The sequence below is a fragment of the Kitasatospora xanthocidica genome (assembly GCF_014656195.1).
GTDB classification, from domain to species: Bacteria; Actinomycetota; Actinomycetes; order Streptomycetales; family Streptomycetaceae; genus Kitasatospora; species Kitasatospora xanthocidica.
The window spans coordinates 37452-52557 of record NZ_BNBY01000043.1; the positions used below are offsets into that span (position 1 = coordinate 37452).

Below are 15106 nucleotides of genomic sequence, written 5' to 3' on the forward strand. Positions count from 1 at the left end.
GGCCGCGTACGCACCCGAGTCACCCCTTGGGCGTCAGTGCACCAGCACCGGCACCGCGTCGTTCTGCGCGTCGTCCGCACCGGCGCCCGCACCCGGACCCGCGTCGGGCCGGCCGGCGTTGATGAAGGTGAAGGCGACGGCGCCGGCGGCCACCAGGATCCCGAAGGACACCCAGATCGCGGTCGAGAACCCGTGCACCATGCCCTGGAACTGCAGGGCCTTGGCGGCCTCCGGGGAGGCGGCGGCCGCGGCGGTGGCGTGCGAGGCCAGCCAGGTGGTGGTCGCGCTGGCCGCGATCGTGTTCAGCAGCGCGGTGCCGATGGCGCCGCCGACCTGCTGCGAGGTGTTGACCATGGCGGAGGCCACGCCCGCGTCGCGCGGCTGGACGCCGTGCGTGGCGAGGCTCATGGCCGGCATGAACGCGGTGCCCATGCCGAGGCCCATCAGGACCAGGCCCGGCAGGATCAGCGCCGGGTAGGAGGTGTCCAGGCCGATGTGGGTCAGCAGGAACATGCCGACCGAGGCGACCAGGAAGCCGGGCGCCATCAGGTAGCGCGCCGGGACCCGGGTCATCAGCCGGGCGCCGATCTGGGTCGAGCCGGTGATCATGCCCGCCACCATCGGCAGGAAGGCCACGCCGGTCAGCACCGGGCTGTAGCCGAGCACGATCTGCAGGTAGTAGGTCAGGAAGAGGAACAGACCGAACATGCCGATCACGGCCATGCCCAGCGACAGGTACACCCCGCCGCGGTTGCGGTCCAGCACCACGCGCAGCGGCAGCAGCGGGGCCTTGACCTTGAGCTCCACCACCACGAAGGCGGCCAGCAGCACGGCGGCCGCGGCGAACAGGCCCAGGGTGCTGCCGGACGTCCAGCCGGCGGACTCGGCCCGGGTGAAGCCGTACACCAGCGAGACCAGACCGGTGGTCACCAGCAGCACGCCGGGGACGTCCAGCTTGTTGCGGTTGCGGCCCTCGGCGGGCTCGCGGATCACCAGCACGGCGCCGGCGGCGGCCACGATGGCGAACGGGATGTTGACGAAGAAGGTCCAGCGCCAGTTCATGTACTCGGTGAGCAGGCCGCCGAGGATCAGGCCGATGGCGCCACCGCCACCGGCGATCGCACCGTAGATGCCGAACGCCTTGGCGCGCTCCTTGGCCTCGGTGAAGGTCACCGCGAGCAGCGAGAGCGCGGCCGGGGCGAGCAGCGCGCCGAACACGCCCTGCAGGGCGCGGGCGCCGAGCAGCATCGAGGTGTTCACCGCGGCGCCGCCCAGGGCGGAGGCGAGGGCGAAGCCGATCAGGCCGACGGTGAAGGTCCGCTTGCGGCCCCAGAGGTCCGCGATCCGGCCGCCGAACAGCAGCAGGCCGCCGAAGGCCAGCGCGTAGGCGGTGATCACCCACTGGCGGTTGCCGTCGGTGATGCCGAGGTCCCGCTGGGCGGAGGGCAGGGCGATGTTCACGATGGTCGCGTCGAGGACGACCATCAGCTGGGCGAGGCCGATGAATATCAGCGCCTTCCAGCGCCGGGGATCGGGCAGCGTCGCCGGTCGGGCGTCGGTTTGAGACATGGGGGTACTCACTTCACGGTGCGTGGTGTGCGGGCGCGGTCGACTCCCGTACGGGAACGGAGGGTTGCCGCACGGGGAGAGGTGCTTCGGGTGCTTCGGGGCGTGCCGGTCCGGGCCGGGGCGAGCCGCGGCTCAGGAGCGCGGGCCGCCCGGTGCCGCCGGTCGGATCAGGTGTCGGATCAGGGTTCGGATCAGGTCTGGTGCGTCGGTCAGTTCTTGGGCTGGAGGTCCTCGAAGGTCGCCGCCCGGCCGGGCAGGACCGAACGGACCGGCGTGCGCAGGCCGTCCAGGAAGATCTGCAGGTGCCGGTGGACGAAGTCGTCGAGCATCAGGCAGGAGGTGTTCGGCAGTGGTCGGGTCAGTTGGCTCAGCGCGATGAACAGGTCACCGTGCGCGACGTCCGGCCGCAGCTCGCCCGCGGCCCGGGCGCGCTCCATCAGCCCGCCCACGGCGGACTGCAGGCGCTCCCGGATCTCGGTCAACTGCGGGTCGTGCGGGTCGACATGGTTGCTGAACAGGGTGCAGAGACCACCGACCTTCTCCGCGACGGTCGCGTGCGCGAACCGCTGCAGAGCGTCGAACGGGCCGTCGCCGTCGACGGCGTCCGCCTCCACCGTCGCCGTCTCGGCGAGAGCCAGGATGCGGTTCTTGACGAGCACCGCCACCTCTTGGATCAGCGCCATCCGGTCCGGGAAGTTCCGGTAGAGAGTGGCGTTGCCGACCCCAGCCCGCTTCGCGATCTCGTCCAGCGGCGCATCGGCACCGTGCTCGACGAACGCGTCCCGGGCCGCCAGCACGATCCGCTCCCGGTTCCGGCTCGCGTCCGCACGCAGCTTCGGCGTACGGGCGCTCCCGGCGGGACGGACCGACTCGGCGGTGGTGGTCACGACGACTGCTCCTTCAGAGTACCGGGGAAATTTTCCCCGCTTCGGCCAACGTACTCAGAAACGGGGAATCTGTCCCCGCAATTTCCTTCCGGACTGTGACCTGCATCACACCTCGGGGGCGTCCGTCCCGGCCGTCGGGCCCAGGTTGCGCTCCAGGCGTTCCAGCAGGCGCGCCAGCGTGGCGCGGTCCTCCTCGTCGAGACCGGCCAGGGTGATCGCCTCCAGCTCCCGCCAGGACCGCGCGACCTGATCGCGCAGCGCGCAGGCCGCCGCCGTCGCCTCGACCACCACGGCCCGCCGGTCGGTCTCGCTGCGCCGGCGCCGCAGGAACCCCGCCTGCTCCAGTCGCTGCACCATCCGCGTCACGGTGGAGGCGTCCACCCCGAGCTCCTCGATCAGAGCCGCCTGCGGCTGCGGTCCGCGTTCCCAGAGCAGCATCATCAGCAGCTCCTGGCCGGCGTGCAGGCCGTGCGGGCGCAGCAGGCGCTCGGCGTTCGCCCGGTGCAGCCGGGAGACCCGGGCGATGGCCTGGCTGGTGCCGCCCGCCTCGGCGAGGGGCTGGTTCCTTGAGTCACGCACGCGGCCGATTGTACGGGCAAGCAGTTTTCGTTCGGTATGCCTCGGGGCCTTGCGCCGACTGGGGCCGAGGCGTTTACTTGGCCGCGCAAGCACATTGCTTGGCCGAACAAGTAACTGGGGGAGCCAGTCATGCGAGTCATCAGCCGGACCGTGCGCGTCAACGACCCCGCCGACCCGGACGAGGTGTTCCTCACCCGGGACGACGTCTGGGCCGCCCTGGAGCGCAAGGCCGAGAACGCGGTGCCCGTCGTCGCCGCGATGGACGAGTGCACCGTCCTGGAGCGCACCGAGAACGGCCTGGTCCGCGAGGTGGTCTTCCACGGCGAGCGGGTCCGCGAGGAGATCGTCTTCCACCCCAAGACCCGGGTCAGCTTCTTCCGCGACGACGAGGCCGCCCGCTGGGTGATCCACAACGACATCGACGAGGACGAGCAGGGCCTCACCCTCACCTTCACCGGCGAACTCGACCTCGGCGGAGGCGAGGCGGAGGACGCCGCCGCCGACCGCATGCAGGCCGGCTACCTCCTGGCCATCCGGACCACCCTCAAGCTCGCCCGCGAGGCGGTGGGCAACGCCTGACGGCGGCCCGGCTCCGGCCGTGACCACCTCAATCGCCCGGTCGTTCGCACGGAGGAGCGTCCAGTCGAAGGAGCAGCGCCATGAACACGGCCTCCGGCCGCCCACAGCTGCTGCCCGAAGAGTTCGAGGAACTCTCCGGCCTCACCTTTCGGGAGGTCGAGGGCCTTGAACTGGAGCTCCTCGGCGGGCGGCTGGGCGTCAGGCCTCGGCCGACCGGCGACTCCGCCGAGGTCACCGTGTTCAGCCGCCCCAACGGCGTGCGGTACGAGCTCGCCCATGCCCTCCCGTCCGGCAAGACCGTCCACCTTCCCGAGCCGGTCGGCATCTCGCTGGACACCGAGCCGCTGAAGGACTGGGTGCGCTGATCCCGGGCATGGCTTCCCGGGGGTTGTCCGGCGGTCGGCCTAGGCTGTGGGCGTCCCGGGCGGCCGGTGGGCCGTGGGAGTCGGGAGGGGCCCGGCGGCCGGGTGGGCGAGGAGGTTCGCGATGGGCAGCGGTGAGACCGCCAGGGTGCGCTGTGTGGCGGCCGTTCCGTGCTGGGTGAGCCTGATCGCCCGGGACCTGGAGGGGGCGAAGGGTTTCTACGGGCCGTTGCTCGGCTGGGAGTTCGAGGCCGGGCCGGACCGTTTCGGGCCGTACGTGCACGCGGTGGTCGACGGGGAGGCGGTGGCCGGGCTCGGCCTCGCCGGCGGCGGGGCGATCCCGCTCGCCTGGACCAGCTACTTCGGCACCGAGAGCGCCGACGCCGCCGCCGACGCGGTGCGTGAGCGCGGCGCGACCCTGGCGGTCGGCCCGCTGGCCTTCGACGCCGGGCGGGTGGCCTTCGCGGCGGACCCGGCGGGTGCGGTGTTCGGCATCTGGGAGGGGCCGCTGGGCCGGGCCCGGAAGCTGGAGCTGCCCGGCACGCCGGTCTGGATCGAGCTGCGCACCCCTGACCCGTTCGCGGCGGCGATGTTCTACGGCGAGGTGTTCCGCTGGGACGGCCGCGACCCGCAGCGCTTCGACGTCCGCTGGGAGCACGACCGGGTGGTGCTGCGCGCGGAGGGGAACAGCGTCGCGGCGCTGGCCAAGGAGCAGGCGGGCGGCCCGGCGGGGATGCCGCCGCACTGGGAGGTGTCCTTCGCCGTCCCGGACGCGGACCTGGCGCTGGACCGGGCGGTCGAGCTGGGCGGTGTGGCGCTGGGCCCGGTCTTCGACTCCCCGTACGGGCGGGTGGCCCGGCTGCGGGACCGCGAGGGCGCCCGGTTCGCGGTGATCAGCCCGAAGAACTGACCGGCCCGAAGAGCTGAGCCGCAGGAGGGCCGGAGGAGCCGGTCAGTCGGGTGTGCCGAGCGCCTGGCGCTCCGCCCGCAGCCGGTCGCCGAGCGCGGTGCGGGCGGCGGCCGGCAGGGCTTTGCGGGCGGCGGGGAAGAGCTGCTTCTCCTCGCCGCGCAGGTGGCGCCGGAGGGTGTCGGCGAGGCCGCGCAGCAGGGTGTCGAAGGCGGGGTCGTCGGCTCGGACCGCCTGCAGGTCGGAGAGGTACTGGCCGATCGCCAGGTGGTCGTGGATGCTGCGGAACACCAGCGCCCCGCCGTCGGGCACGTCGTGCTGGACCACCGGGAAGAGGTGTTCCTCCTCGGCGGCGCAGTGGGCGAACAGCAGGTCGGTGAGCCGGGCCAGCCGGTCGGCGCGCTCGGTTCCGCCGGCCGGGGCGGCCTGGACTGCGTCGAGCAGTTCGGTGACCGCCCGGTGGTCGGCGGTGAATTCGCCGAGGATGTCCGGCCTGCTGCTCATGGCGGGTCCGCCTCTCGCACGGAAACTGGCCCCCTACCTTCCAGTATCCGGCGCCGGGCCGGTCGGTCGGCCGGCCCGCGGGGGTGGGCCTTCGGTCACCCTCCGTCGCGCCGCCCGGTGAGGGCGAGCAGCCGGGTCTGCGGGGAGGCGTCGTCGGCGACCGGGACCGGCGGGTCGAAGAGTCCGCTGGCGGAGAGGTCGCCGTAGCCGGTGATCTCGCCGAGCGCGAAGTCGACGAGTTCGGCCGGGAGCCGGGTGAGCCGGCCGGTGCCTTCGGCGAGGTCCCAGGTGTGGATGACGAGGTCGGTGGTGAGCTGGTCGAGGTAGTACTGGCCGGTGACGTCGCCGAAGGAGAGGTGCACGGTCAGTTCGGTGGCGCCGGGGACGGCCCAGGCCTGTCGGGCGGCCTCGGCGGCGTCGGTCCAGGCGGCGAGGGGGTCGTCGCCGAGGACGTCGCCGTCGAAGCGGCCGCCGACCTCGGAGACGGTGGCGCCCATCAGCAGCTCGGGCACCCAGAGCTGCTCGCCGACGAGGTGGTTGACCAGGTCGCGGACGGTCCAGTCGCTGCACGGGGTGGGGGAGTCCCACTGGTCGGGGGTGATCAGCCGGACGCGTTCGCCGAAGGCGGCCAGGGCCTCGGGGTACGGGGTGCCGGTGCGGGTCTCCCGCTGGTGTTGCCTGCGTTGAGCCATGTCTCCACCCTGCCCCGGTGCGGGCGGGGGCCGCGAGTCGCCCACGGGGTGTCAGTTGTTCAAATTCGAACTCCAAGGTACGGTCGGGGGAGTGGCGGTTCAAATTTGAACAATGGGCGCCGGGGTGACGACCCCCGCCCGCCGCACACCCGCACCCCTCACGCCGGCCCCGCCGGCGACGACCGACCTCGATCGATGGAGACGCGCATGCCGAGCAGCAGCCCGAGCACGACCGCCGCCACCAGTCCCACCCTCCGCCCGACCCGGGAGTCCGCCGGGTCCGCGACGACCTCCCCGCACGCCTATGACGCGGGCCTCCTGTTGCTGCGCCTGGTCCTCGGCCTGACCATGGCCGCGCACGGCAGCCAGAAGCTGTTCGGCTGGTTCGGCGGCGGCGGGATCGACGGCACCGGTCAGTTCTTCACCATGAGCGGCTACCCGGCGGGCAACGTCATGGCCGTGGTGGCCGGTCTCACCGAGACGCTGGGCGGACTCGCCCTCGCCGTCGGCCTGCTGACCCCGCTGGCCGGTGCCGCGATCGTCGGCACGATGGTCAACGCGATCGCCGTGACCTGGGGCGGCGGCTTCTTCCTGCCGAAGGGCAACGAGTACGAGCTGCTGCTGACGGCCGGTGCCGCCGCGCTCGCGCTGACCGGTCCGGGCCGCTACGCGGTGGACCGCTTCCTGCCCGTGGTGCGGGCGCACCGGCTGGCGTACGGGGTGGCCGCGGTCGTGGTCGGCCTGGTGACGGCGGGTGTGATCCTGCTGCTGCGCAAGTAGCCCGGCCGGGCGCTCAGGGCGCCCTGGTCCGACAACAGACCGGCCCGGAGGCCGTGGTGGCGAACCGTCACCACGGCCTCCGCGCGTTTTCCCCGCGAATCGCGCACGGCAGCCAGGGTTCCCAAGGCCATGTGATGTGTGCCATGGTACATGTCACACTCCCCACCGTGTCCCCGACGGAACCGCCCCCACGCGGCGCCGTCGCCAACGGTCCTCGCCACCCCCACCGGCCGCGCCCCAATCGCGGCCGAAGACGGCCCGGAGGCCCCCACGTGAGTCCCGCACGGCTGCTGCGACTCCCGCAGGCAGCACGATTGCTGACGCTGTTCCTGTCCCTCTTCCTGGCGGTCGGCCTGTTCGCGCCGCAGAGCCAGGCCGCGCCCGCCGCCGCTCCCGGTGGCGCGCCCGCCCCCACCAGCCCGGCCGGACCGGCGCCGCAACCCGCCACCGGCACCGCCACCCCCGAACGCGGCGACGGCGAGGGGCAGTTCGCCTCCGCCGACCAGCGCGCCCCGCTGCCGCTGGACACCCGGCCCGCCGAGGTCCGGCCGGCCGCCACGTCCTTCCGGCTCGGCGCGGCGGCCGAACAGGCCTGCACCATCGGTGACTTCACCGGCCGCACCGGCAGCGACCTGGTCCAGCACATCAAGGCCGCCGACATCCAGTGCGTCAACAGCCTCTTCCAGCTCACCGGCGGCGACGCGCGCGGCGCGTTCCGCGAGGAGCAGATGACCACGGTGGCGTACGCGCTGCGCGACGCGGCGGGCAGCTACCCGGGCGACAACTCCACCTCCGTCGAGCAGTTGGTGCTCTTCCTGCGCGCCGGCTACTTCGCGCAGTGGTACCACCCGGGTGACGTCGGTACGTACGGCACCGCCCTGCAGACGGCGATCCGCTCCGGGCTGGACGCGTTCTACGGCAGCGCCCACTCGCGCGACGTCGCCGCGGGCAACGCGCCGATCCTGAGCGAGGCCGTCACCCTGATCGACAGCGCGCAGGAGAACGTCCGCTACCTCCCGGTGGTCAAGCGGCTGTTGACCGACTACGACAGCGCCAGCTGGAACGCGGCCGGCATGGCCTGGTCGGTCAACCCGGTGTTCACCGTGCTGTTCCGCGGCCACCAGGTGGCCGGCTTCGACGCGGCCGTCGAGGCCGACCCGAGCCTGCTGGACACCCTCTCCACCTTCGCCACCCGCAACAACGCCCTGCTCGGCGGCGACTTCGGCGTGCTGGTCTACAACGCCACCAAGGAGCTGGGCCGCTTCCTGAAGGACCCGGCGCTCCAGGCCAAGGTCCGTCCGCTGGCCAAGGCGCTGGTCGCCGGGGCGGCGCCGAACGGCCGCACCGTCTTCCAGTGGGCCGCGGTCGCCGAGGCGGTCGGCTACTACGACGCCGCCAACTGTTCGTACTACGGCACCTGCAACGCCGCCGACCAGCTCAAGGCCGGTGTGCTGACGGTGAACTACACCTGCAGCCCCAGCATCAAGCTGATCGCCCAGGCGCTGGACGGCACCCAGCTGGGCACCGCCTGCACCAGCCTGACCGGCCAGGACGCGTACTTCCACTCGGTGGCCAAGGACAAGGGCCCGGTCAAGGACGACGGCAACAACACGATCGAGGTCGTGGTCTTCCACTCCTCGCTCGACTACCAGGTGCTGGCCGCCGCCATCTACGGCATCGACACCAACAACGGCGGCATGTACCTGGAGGGCGACCCGGCGAAGGCCGGCAACCAGCCGCGCTTCCTCTGCTACGAGGCCGAGTGGGCCCGGCCGGCCTTCCAGATCTGGAACCTCAACCACGAGTACACCCACTACCTCGACGGCCGGTTCGACATGTACGGCGACTTCAACGCCGGCATGACGACCCCGACCGTCTGGTGGGTCGAGGGCTTCGCCGAGTACGTCTCCTACTCGTACCGGAAGGTGAGCAACGACGCGGCCATCGCGGCCGCCGGCCGGCACACCTACAAGCTGAGCGACCTCTTCGACACCGCCTACGGCGACCAGGACCGGGTCTACCGCTGGGGCTACCTGGCCGTGCGCTACATGCTGGAGCAGCACCGCTCCGACATGGACGCGGTCCTCGCCAAGTACCGGACCGGCGACTGGGCCGGCGCCCGCACCCTGCTGAAGACCACCATCGGCACCCGCTACGACGCCGACTTCGACAGCTGGCTGACCAGGTGCGCGAACGGCGCCTGCGCCACCACCCCGACCGTCCCGCAGGTGCCGGAGTGCACGGCGGCCGACACCCGGGTGCTGGACGCCGGCTGTGCCCGCAGCAACGTCGCGGCCACCACGGGCAACTACGCGCACTTCTACCTGCTGGTGCCGGCCGGTACCAAGCAGGTGAAGATCACCAGCAGTGGCGGCACCGGCAACGGTGACCTCTACTACAACCCGAGCGGCTGGGCGTACACCGGCAGCTACGCCACCCGCTCGGCCGGCCCGGACAACTCCGAGACGCTGACCGTGACGAACCCGCCGGCGGGTTACGTCTACTTCAGCCTCTATGCCCAGCAGGGCTTCAGCGGGGTGACCGTCACGAGCGAGATGTGAGCCGGACACGGCGAACGGACAGGTGACCGCCCCGGCGGAGCGCTTCGGCGCCCCGCCGGGGCGGGTCCGTGCCGGGGGTCACAGCGCCGGGGGCCGACGGGCCGAGGGGCCGCGCGCCCTCAGCCGCCGACCCGGATCAGGGCCAGCGTGATGTTGTCCGGCCCGCCGGCCTCGATCGCGGCCTTCCACAGCTCGAACGCGGCCTTGCCGTCGGAGCGCTCGCCGTCCTCGGGGGAGCGGGCCAGCAGCGCGGCCAGTTCCTCGTCGGGCACCGGGTCGGTCAGGCCGTCGCTGCACACCAGGTAGCGGTCGCCGGGGGCCAGCGGGGCGGTCCGGACGTGGGGTTCGACGAAGGTGAGCCCGAGCGAGCCGCCGAGGGTCTGGGTGACCACCGAGGTGGTGCGCCGCCCGGGCGGCAGCGGCGGGCTGTCGTCCACGCTCACCCGGAGCAGCCCGTCCGGGGTGATCCGGTAGACCCGGCTGTCGCCGACGTTGAAGGCCACCGCCCGCTCGGGCAGCAGCACCAGCCCGGCGACGGTGGTGCCCATCGCGGCGAGCTCCGGGTCCCCGGCGGCGGCCGCGTAGACGGCCCGGTTGCACTCCTCCAACTCCTCCCGGACGGCCTCCTCGCCGTCCAGGGCTTCCCCGTCGGCGGCGAGCCGGCGGGCGACGAGGGCGCTGGCCACCTCGCCGCCGGGGTGGCCGCCCAGGCCGTCGGCCACCGCGACCACGCAGGGCGGGCCGAGCGGGAAGAGCAGGGTCTGCGGGTTGGCGGTCACGGTGGCGCAGAGTGTCCACGGCCCGACCGTGAGGCTGTCCTCGTTGTGTTCCCGCACCAGGCCCTCGTGGCTCAGCGCGCTCACCGCGATGTACGGCGCCATCGTCCGTCGCCCTTCCGGGACCCCCCGTCCCCTTGCCGATGCCCCGCCTTCCATTGTGGGCGGGAATAACCATCCGCACCCGGCTGCTAAGGTGGTTGAAAGTTGGACTACCTGGGACGTGGTGAGCAGCATGCAGTTCGGAATCTTCTCCGTCGGCGACGTGACGACCGACCCCACCACCGGCCGCACCCCGACCGAGCACGAGCGGATCAAGGCCATGGTGGCGATCGCGCGCAAGGCCGAGGAGGTCGGCCTGGACGTCTTCGCGACCGGCGAGCACCACAACCGGCCGTTCGTCCCGTCCTCCCCGACGACCATGCTCGGCTACATCGCGGCGCAGACCGAGCGCATCATCCTGTCCACCTCGACGACCCTGATCACGACCAACGACCCGGTGAAGATCGCCGAGGACTTCGCGATGCTGCAGCACCTGGCCGAAGGCCGGGTCGACCTCATGATGGGCCGCGGCAACACCGGCCCGGTCTACCCGTGGTTCGGCAAGGACATCCGCCAGGGAATCCCGCTCGCGATCGAGAACTACGCGCTGCTGCACCAGCTGTGGCGCGAGGAGGTCGTCGACTGGCAGGGCCGCTTCCGCACCCCGCTGCAGGGCTTCACCTCCACCCCGCGCCCGCTGGACGACGTCCCGCCGTTCGTCTGGCACGGCTCGATCCGCAGCCCCGAGATCGCCGAGCAGGCCGCCTACTACGGGGACGGCTTCTTCGCGAACAACATCTTCTGGCCCAAGGAGCACTTCCAGAAGCTGGTGAACCTCTACCGCGAGCGCTACGCCCACTACGGCCACGGCACGCCCGAGCAGGCGATGGTCGGCCTCGGCGGGCAGGTGTTCATGCGGAAGAACTCGCAGGACGCGGTGCGCGAGTTCCGTCCGTACTTCGACAACGCGCCGGTGTACGGGCACGGGCCCTCGCTGGAGGAGTTCACCGAGCAGACCCCGCTGACCGTCGGCAGCCCGCAGGAAGTCATCGAGAAGACGCTGACCTTCCGCGAGACCTTCGGCGACTACCAGCGCCAGCTGTTCCTGATGGACCACGCCGGCCTGCCGCTGAAGACCGTGCTGGAGCAGCTGGACCTGCTCGGCGAGGAGGTCGTGCCGGTGCTGCGCGAGGAGTTCGCCAAGGGCCGCCCGGCCGCGGTGCCGGAAGGGCCGACCCACGCCGCGCTGGTCGCGGCCCGCGACGAGGAGAAGGTGGAGGTGGCGGCCAAGTGACCGTCCACAAGCTGGTGGTGGTGAGCGCGGGGCTGAGCAAGCCGTCCTCGACGCGGCTGCTCGCGGACCGGCTCGCCGACTCGGCCGTCCGCCGACTCGCCTTGGAGGGGCGGGAGGTGGAGGTCACCGTGGTCGAACTGCGGGACCTCGCGGTGGAGATAGCGAACAACTTCGTCACCGGCTTCCCCGGCGCCGCGCTGCGCGAGGCGATCGAGGCGGTCACGGCGGCGGACGGGCTGATCGTGGTGACGCCGATCTTCACGGCCTCCTACAGCGGTCTGTTCAAGTCCTTCTTCGACGTGCTCGACAACGACGCGCTCACCGGCAAGCCGGTGCTGATCGCCGCCACCGGCGGCACCCCCCGGCACTCGCTCGCCCTGGAGCACGCCGTCCGGCCGCTGTTCAGCTACCTGCGCGCGGTGGTGCTGCCGACCGCCGTCTACGCGGCCACCGACGACTGGGGCGGCGCCGGGGACGGGCTCACCGACGGGCTGCCGCGCCGGATCGACCGGGCGGCCGGCGAGCTGGCGGCGCTGCTGTCCGGCCGCGGCCCGGCGGCGCCGGCGGTGCCGTCGCAGGCGGCCTCGCAGCAGGTGGTGCCGTTCGCGCAGCAGCTGGCGGCGCTGAAGGTCTGAGGCAGGCCCGGCGGGACGGGGGCGGGTGCGCGACCAGGCGCACCCGCCCCCGCCGTGTCGCCGGACGGAACCGGGCGCGGCTCGGCGCACCTGACGTCCCCTCGAAGGGACGGCCGCTCACTCGAACGGCCCTGTCGGACCCACCGTCCGACGGGGCCGCCCGGTCTGCCCGGCGGGGCCGTCCGGATGAGCGTCGGCCGCGCCGAATCGCCCACCGTGCGGTGTACTGGCCCCGGCGTCCCGAGGAGGCCCGAACCCATGCCGTCCGAATCCCAGCCCGAACCGCAGGCCGTGCTCTCCCCGCAGGCCGCCCCCGAACCGCAGGCCGTGCTCTCCCCGCTGACCGGCGCGGCCGTCTTCCTGGTGCTCACCGTCGGCCCGGGCGGCGAGGACGCCGTCCGCGAGCTGCTGCCCGACCTCGCCGGACTGCGCCGCTCGGTCGGCTTCCGGGCCCCCGAGGGCGGCCTCACCTGCGTCACCGGCATCGGCTCCGAGCTCTGGGACCGCCTCTTCGGCGGCCCCCGACCGGCCGAGCTGCACCCCTTCCGGGAGGTGGCCGGCCCCCGGCACCGGGCCCCCGCGACCCCCGGCGACCTGCTGCTGCACCTGCGGGCCGAGCGGATGGACCTCTGCTTCGAGCTGGCCGGGCAGCTCACCGGCCGGCTCGCCGGGGCGGCCACCGTGGTCGACTCCGTCCAGGGCTTCCGGTACTTCGACGACCGGGACCTGCTCGGCTTCGTCGACGGCACCGAGAACCCCGAGGGCCGGGCCGCGGTCGGCGCCGCGCTGGTCGGCGCGGAGGACCCGGACTTCGCCGGCGGCAGCTACGTCGTCGTCCAGAAGTACCTGCACCAGCTGGACAAGTGGAACGCGCTGAGCGTCGAGGAGCAGGAGGGCGCGGTCGGCCGCACCAAGCTCACCGACATCGAGCTGGCCGACGACGTCAAACCGGCCGACTCGCACGTGGCGCTCACCGTGATCACCGGACCGGACGGCGAGGAACGGAAGATCGTCCGCTTCAACATGCCGTTCGGCTCCTTCGCGCACGGCGGCGAGTACGGCACCTACTTCATCGGCTACGCGCGGGACCCCGGGGTGACCGAGGAGATGCTGCGCAACATGTTCGTCGGGGACCCGCCCGGCACCACCGACCGGCTGCTCGACTTCTCCACGGCCGTCACCGGCTCGCTGTTCTTCGTCCCGACCGCCGACTTCCTCGGCTCCCCGCCGTCGGCGCCGGGCGCCCCCGGGCCCGGCAGTCCCGCGCCCGGCAGCCGTGCGCCCGGCACCCCCGCGCCCGCCGCCGACGGCTCGCTGGGCATCGGCAGCCTCAAGCAGACCCCCTGACCGCCGCCCCGAACAGGACCCCGCGCATGAACAACCTCCACCGGGAGCTCGCCCCCGTCTCCGCCGCCGCCTGGGAGGAGATCGAGGAGGAGGCCCGCCAGACCTTCAAGCTGCACATCGCCGGCCGCCGGGTGGTCGACCTGAACGGCCCCGCGGGTGCCGAGCTCGCCGCCGTCGGCACCGGCCACCTGACCGGCATCGAGCCGCCGGTGGACGGGGTCCGGGCGCACGCCCGCGCCGCCCAGCCGGTGGTCGAGCTGCGCGTCCCCTTCACCGTCGGCCGCGACGCGGTGGACGACGTCGAGCGCGGCTCCCGGGACTCCGACTGGCAGCCGGTCAAGGACGCCGCCCGCACCCTCGCCCTCGCCGAGGACCGCGCGGTCTTCGAGGGCTACCGCGCCGCCGCCGTCGACGGCATCCGGGCCGCCTCCACCAACGCCCCGGTCCCGCTGCCCGAGGACGTCCGCGAGTACCCCGAGGCGGTCAGCCGCGCCCTCACCGCGCTGCGCCTGGCCGGTGTCGGCGGCCCGTACTCGCTGCTCCTCGGCGCCGCCGCGTTCACCGCCGTCAACGAGACCAGCGACCACGGCTACCCCGTGCACAACCACCTGGCCCGTCTCCTCGACGGCGACATCATCTGGGCCCCCGCGATCGAGGGCGCCTTCCTGCTGTCCACCCGCGGCGGCGACTTCGAGCTCTTCCTCGGCCAGGACGTCTCCGTCGGCTACCTCTCCCACGACGCCGGGACGGTCCGGCTGTACCTGCAGGAGTCCCTCACCTTCCGGGTCTACACCGGGGAGGCCGCGGTCGCCCTGGGCGGTGCGGCGCAGGGCGAGGGCGGCCCGCGGGCCCCGGGGCACCGGGAAGGGTACTGAGTTCCTTTACGAGGGGTACTGAGTGCCGTATTCTCTCGGTGGAGCCTCTGACGCCAGTCGAAGAGAGCCGACACGGTCTGCCGGTCCAGGTGGCGCTCGCGGCGCGCGGGTCGCGCCCGGCCGGACTTGGCACTCAGTACCCTCGGCACGATCTGAGGCCATGGATCAGTGCATCCGTGCACCCGTGACAGGAGAACCGCTCATGAGCTTGAGGATCGTCGTCTGTGTGAAGTACGTGCCGGACGCGACGGGTGACCGTCGCTTCGCGGACGACCACACCACCGACCGGGACGGCGTGGACGGCCTCCTGTCGGAGCTGGACGAGTACGGCGTGGAGCAGGCGCTGCGGATCGCGGAGGCGAACGAGGGTTCCGAGGTCACGGTGCTGACGGTGGGGCCGGACGACGCGAAGGACGCGCTGCGCAAGGCGCTGTCGATGGGTGCGGACAAGGCCGTGCACGTGAACGACGACGACATCCACGGTTCGGATGTGATCGGGACGTCGGCGGTGCTGGCGAAGGCGCTGGAGAAGACCGGGTTCGACCTGGTGATCGGTGGTATGGCGTCGACGGACGGCACGATGGGTGTGCTGCCGGCGCTGCTGGCGGAGCGTCTGGGTGTGCCGCAGGTGACGCTGCTGTCGGAGGTCTCGGTGGAGGGCGGTGTGGTGCGGGGCCGTCGTGACGGTGACGCGGCGACCGAGCTGGTCGAGGCGTC

General features: G+C 72.7%; 16 protein-coding genes. 10 read left to right on the top strand and 6 right to left on the bottom strand.

What is annotated here, in order from left to right:
• Positions 1-33: 33 nt before the first annotated feature.
• The 3 genes from IE332_RS37815 to IE332_RS37825 all read right to left on the bottom strand — a co-directional run bounded on the left by IE332_RS37815 (position 34) and on the right by IE332_RS37825 (position 3035).
• Positions 34-1569: an MFS transporter gene (locus tag IE332_RS37815; protein WP_189925749.1), complete on the bottom strand. Its 1536-nt coding sequence runs from the start codon at positions 1567-1569 to the stop codon at positions 34-36.
• A gap of 209 nt (positions 1570-1778) precedes the next feature.
• Entirely contained in the window at positions 1779-2456 is a 678-nt protein-coding gene (locus IE332_RS37820) for a TetR/AcrR family transcriptional regulator (RefSeq protein ID WP_189925751.1), read from the bottom strand.
• 105 nt (positions 2457-2561) lie between these two features.
• Positions 2562-3035 (bottom strand): MarR family winged helix-turn-helix transcriptional regulator, encoded by a 474-nt coding sequence (locus tag IE332_RS37825; protein WP_229929234.1) that lies wholly within the window; start codon positions 3033-3035, stop codon positions 2562-2564.
• Positions 3036-3164: 129 nt separating this feature from the next.
• On the opposite strand from IE332_RS37825, the gene IE332_RS37830 reads away from it, so the two are divergent.
• From IE332_RS37830 to IE332_RS37840, 3 genes are all read left to right on the top strand, one after another.
• A complete protein-coding gene (locus IE332_RS37830; RefSeq protein WP_189925753.1) occupies positions 3165-3614 on the top strand; it encodes an SRPBCC family protein in 450 nt (149 codons plus the stop codon).
• A gap of 80 nt (positions 3615-3694) precedes the next feature.
• Complete coding sequence (locus IE332_RS42305; RefSeq protein ID WP_189925755.1) at positions 3695-3979, top strand: hypothetical protein; 285 nt, start codon at positions 3695-3697, stop codon at positions 3977-3979.
• Between the two features lie 121 nt (positions 3980-4100).
• Complete coding sequence (locus IE332_RS37840; RefSeq protein WP_189925757.1) at positions 4101-4886, top strand: VOC family protein; 786 nt, start codon at positions 4101-4103, stop codon at positions 4884-4886.
• A gap of 42 nt (positions 4887-4928) precedes the next feature.
• On the opposite strand, the gene IE332_RS37845 is transcribed toward IE332_RS37840, so the two are convergent.
• Together IE332_RS37845 and IE332_RS37850 are read right to left on the bottom strand one after the other, a co-directional pair.
• Positions 4929-5387 carry a hemerythrin domain-containing protein gene (locus tag IE332_RS37845; protein WP_189925759.1) on the bottom strand — a complete coding sequence of 153 codons (459 nt, stop codon included), beginning with the start codon at positions 5385-5387 and terminating at the stop codon, positions 4929-4931.
• A 95-nt stretch (positions 5388-5482) separates the two neighbouring features.
• Positions 5483-6079, bottom strand: a complete 597-nt coding sequence (locus tag IE332_RS37850; RefSeq protein ID WP_189925761.1) for a TIGR03086 family metal-binding protein — start codon at positions 6077-6079, stop codon at positions 5483-5485.
• Positions 6080-6286: 207 nt separating this feature from the next.
• On the opposite strand from IE332_RS37850, the gene IE332_RS37855 reads away from it, so the two are divergent.
• Both IE332_RS37855 and IE332_RS37860 read left to right on the top strand, forming a co-directional pair.
• Positions 6287-6859: a DoxX family protein gene (locus tag IE332_RS37855; protein ID WP_189925764.1), complete on the top strand. Its 573-nt coding sequence runs from the start codon at positions 6287-6289 to the stop codon at positions 6857-6859.
• Between the two features lie 272 nt (positions 6860-7131).
• Positions 7132-9420: a M9 family metallopeptidase gene (locus IE332_RS37860; RefSeq protein WP_229929235.1), complete on the top strand. Its 2289-nt coding sequence runs from the start codon at positions 7132-7134 to the stop codon at positions 9418-9420.
• A gap of 119 nt (positions 9421-9539) precedes the next feature.
• Here the strand turns inward: IE332_RS37860 and IE332_RS37865 are convergent, their stop codons facing one another.
• Positions 9540-10301 carry a PP2C family protein-serine/threonine phosphatase gene (locus IE332_RS37865; RefSeq protein WP_189925768.1) on the bottom strand — a complete coding sequence of 254 codons (762 nt, stop codon included), beginning with the start codon at positions 10299-10301 and terminating at the stop codon, positions 9540-9542.
• 130 nt (positions 10302-10431) lie between these two features.
• Between IE332_RS37865 and IE332_RS37870 the strand changes: the two genes are divergently transcribed.
• From IE332_RS37870 to IE332_RS37890, 5 genes are all read left to right on the top strand, one after another.
• Entirely contained in the window at positions 10432-11532 is a 1101-nt protein-coding gene (locus tag IE332_RS37870) for an LLM class flavin-dependent oxidoreductase (protein ID WP_189925770.1), read from the top strand.
• Positions 11529-12167 carry an FMN reductase gene (locus IE332_RS37875; RefSeq protein ID WP_189925772.1) on the top strand — a complete coding sequence of 213 codons (639 nt, stop codon included), beginning with the start codon at positions 11529-11531 and terminating at the stop codon, positions 12165-12167. Before IE332_RS37870 ends, IE332_RS37875 begins: the two co-directional genes overlap by 4 nt.
• A gap of 258 nt (positions 12168-12425) precedes the next feature.
• The gene (locus IE332_RS37880) at positions 12426-13514 is read left to right on the top strand and encodes a Dyp-type peroxidase (protein ID WP_189925781.1); all 1089 of its coding nucleotides are present in this window, start codon (positions 12426-12428) and stop codon (positions 13512-13514) included.
• A 26-nt stretch (positions 13515-13540) separates the two neighbouring features.
• The gene (locus tag IE332_RS37885) at positions 13541-14389 is read left to right on the top strand and encodes a family 1 encapsulin nanocompartment shell protein (protein ID WP_189925783.1); all 849 of its coding nucleotides are present in this window, start codon (positions 13541-13543) and stop codon (positions 14387-14389) included.
• A gap of 202 nt (positions 14390-14591) precedes the next feature.
• Positions 14592-15106: electron transfer flavoprotein subunit beta/FixA family protein (locus tag IE332_RS37890; RefSeq protein WP_189925785.1), on the top strand; the 515-nt coding region annotated here is incomplete at its 3' end.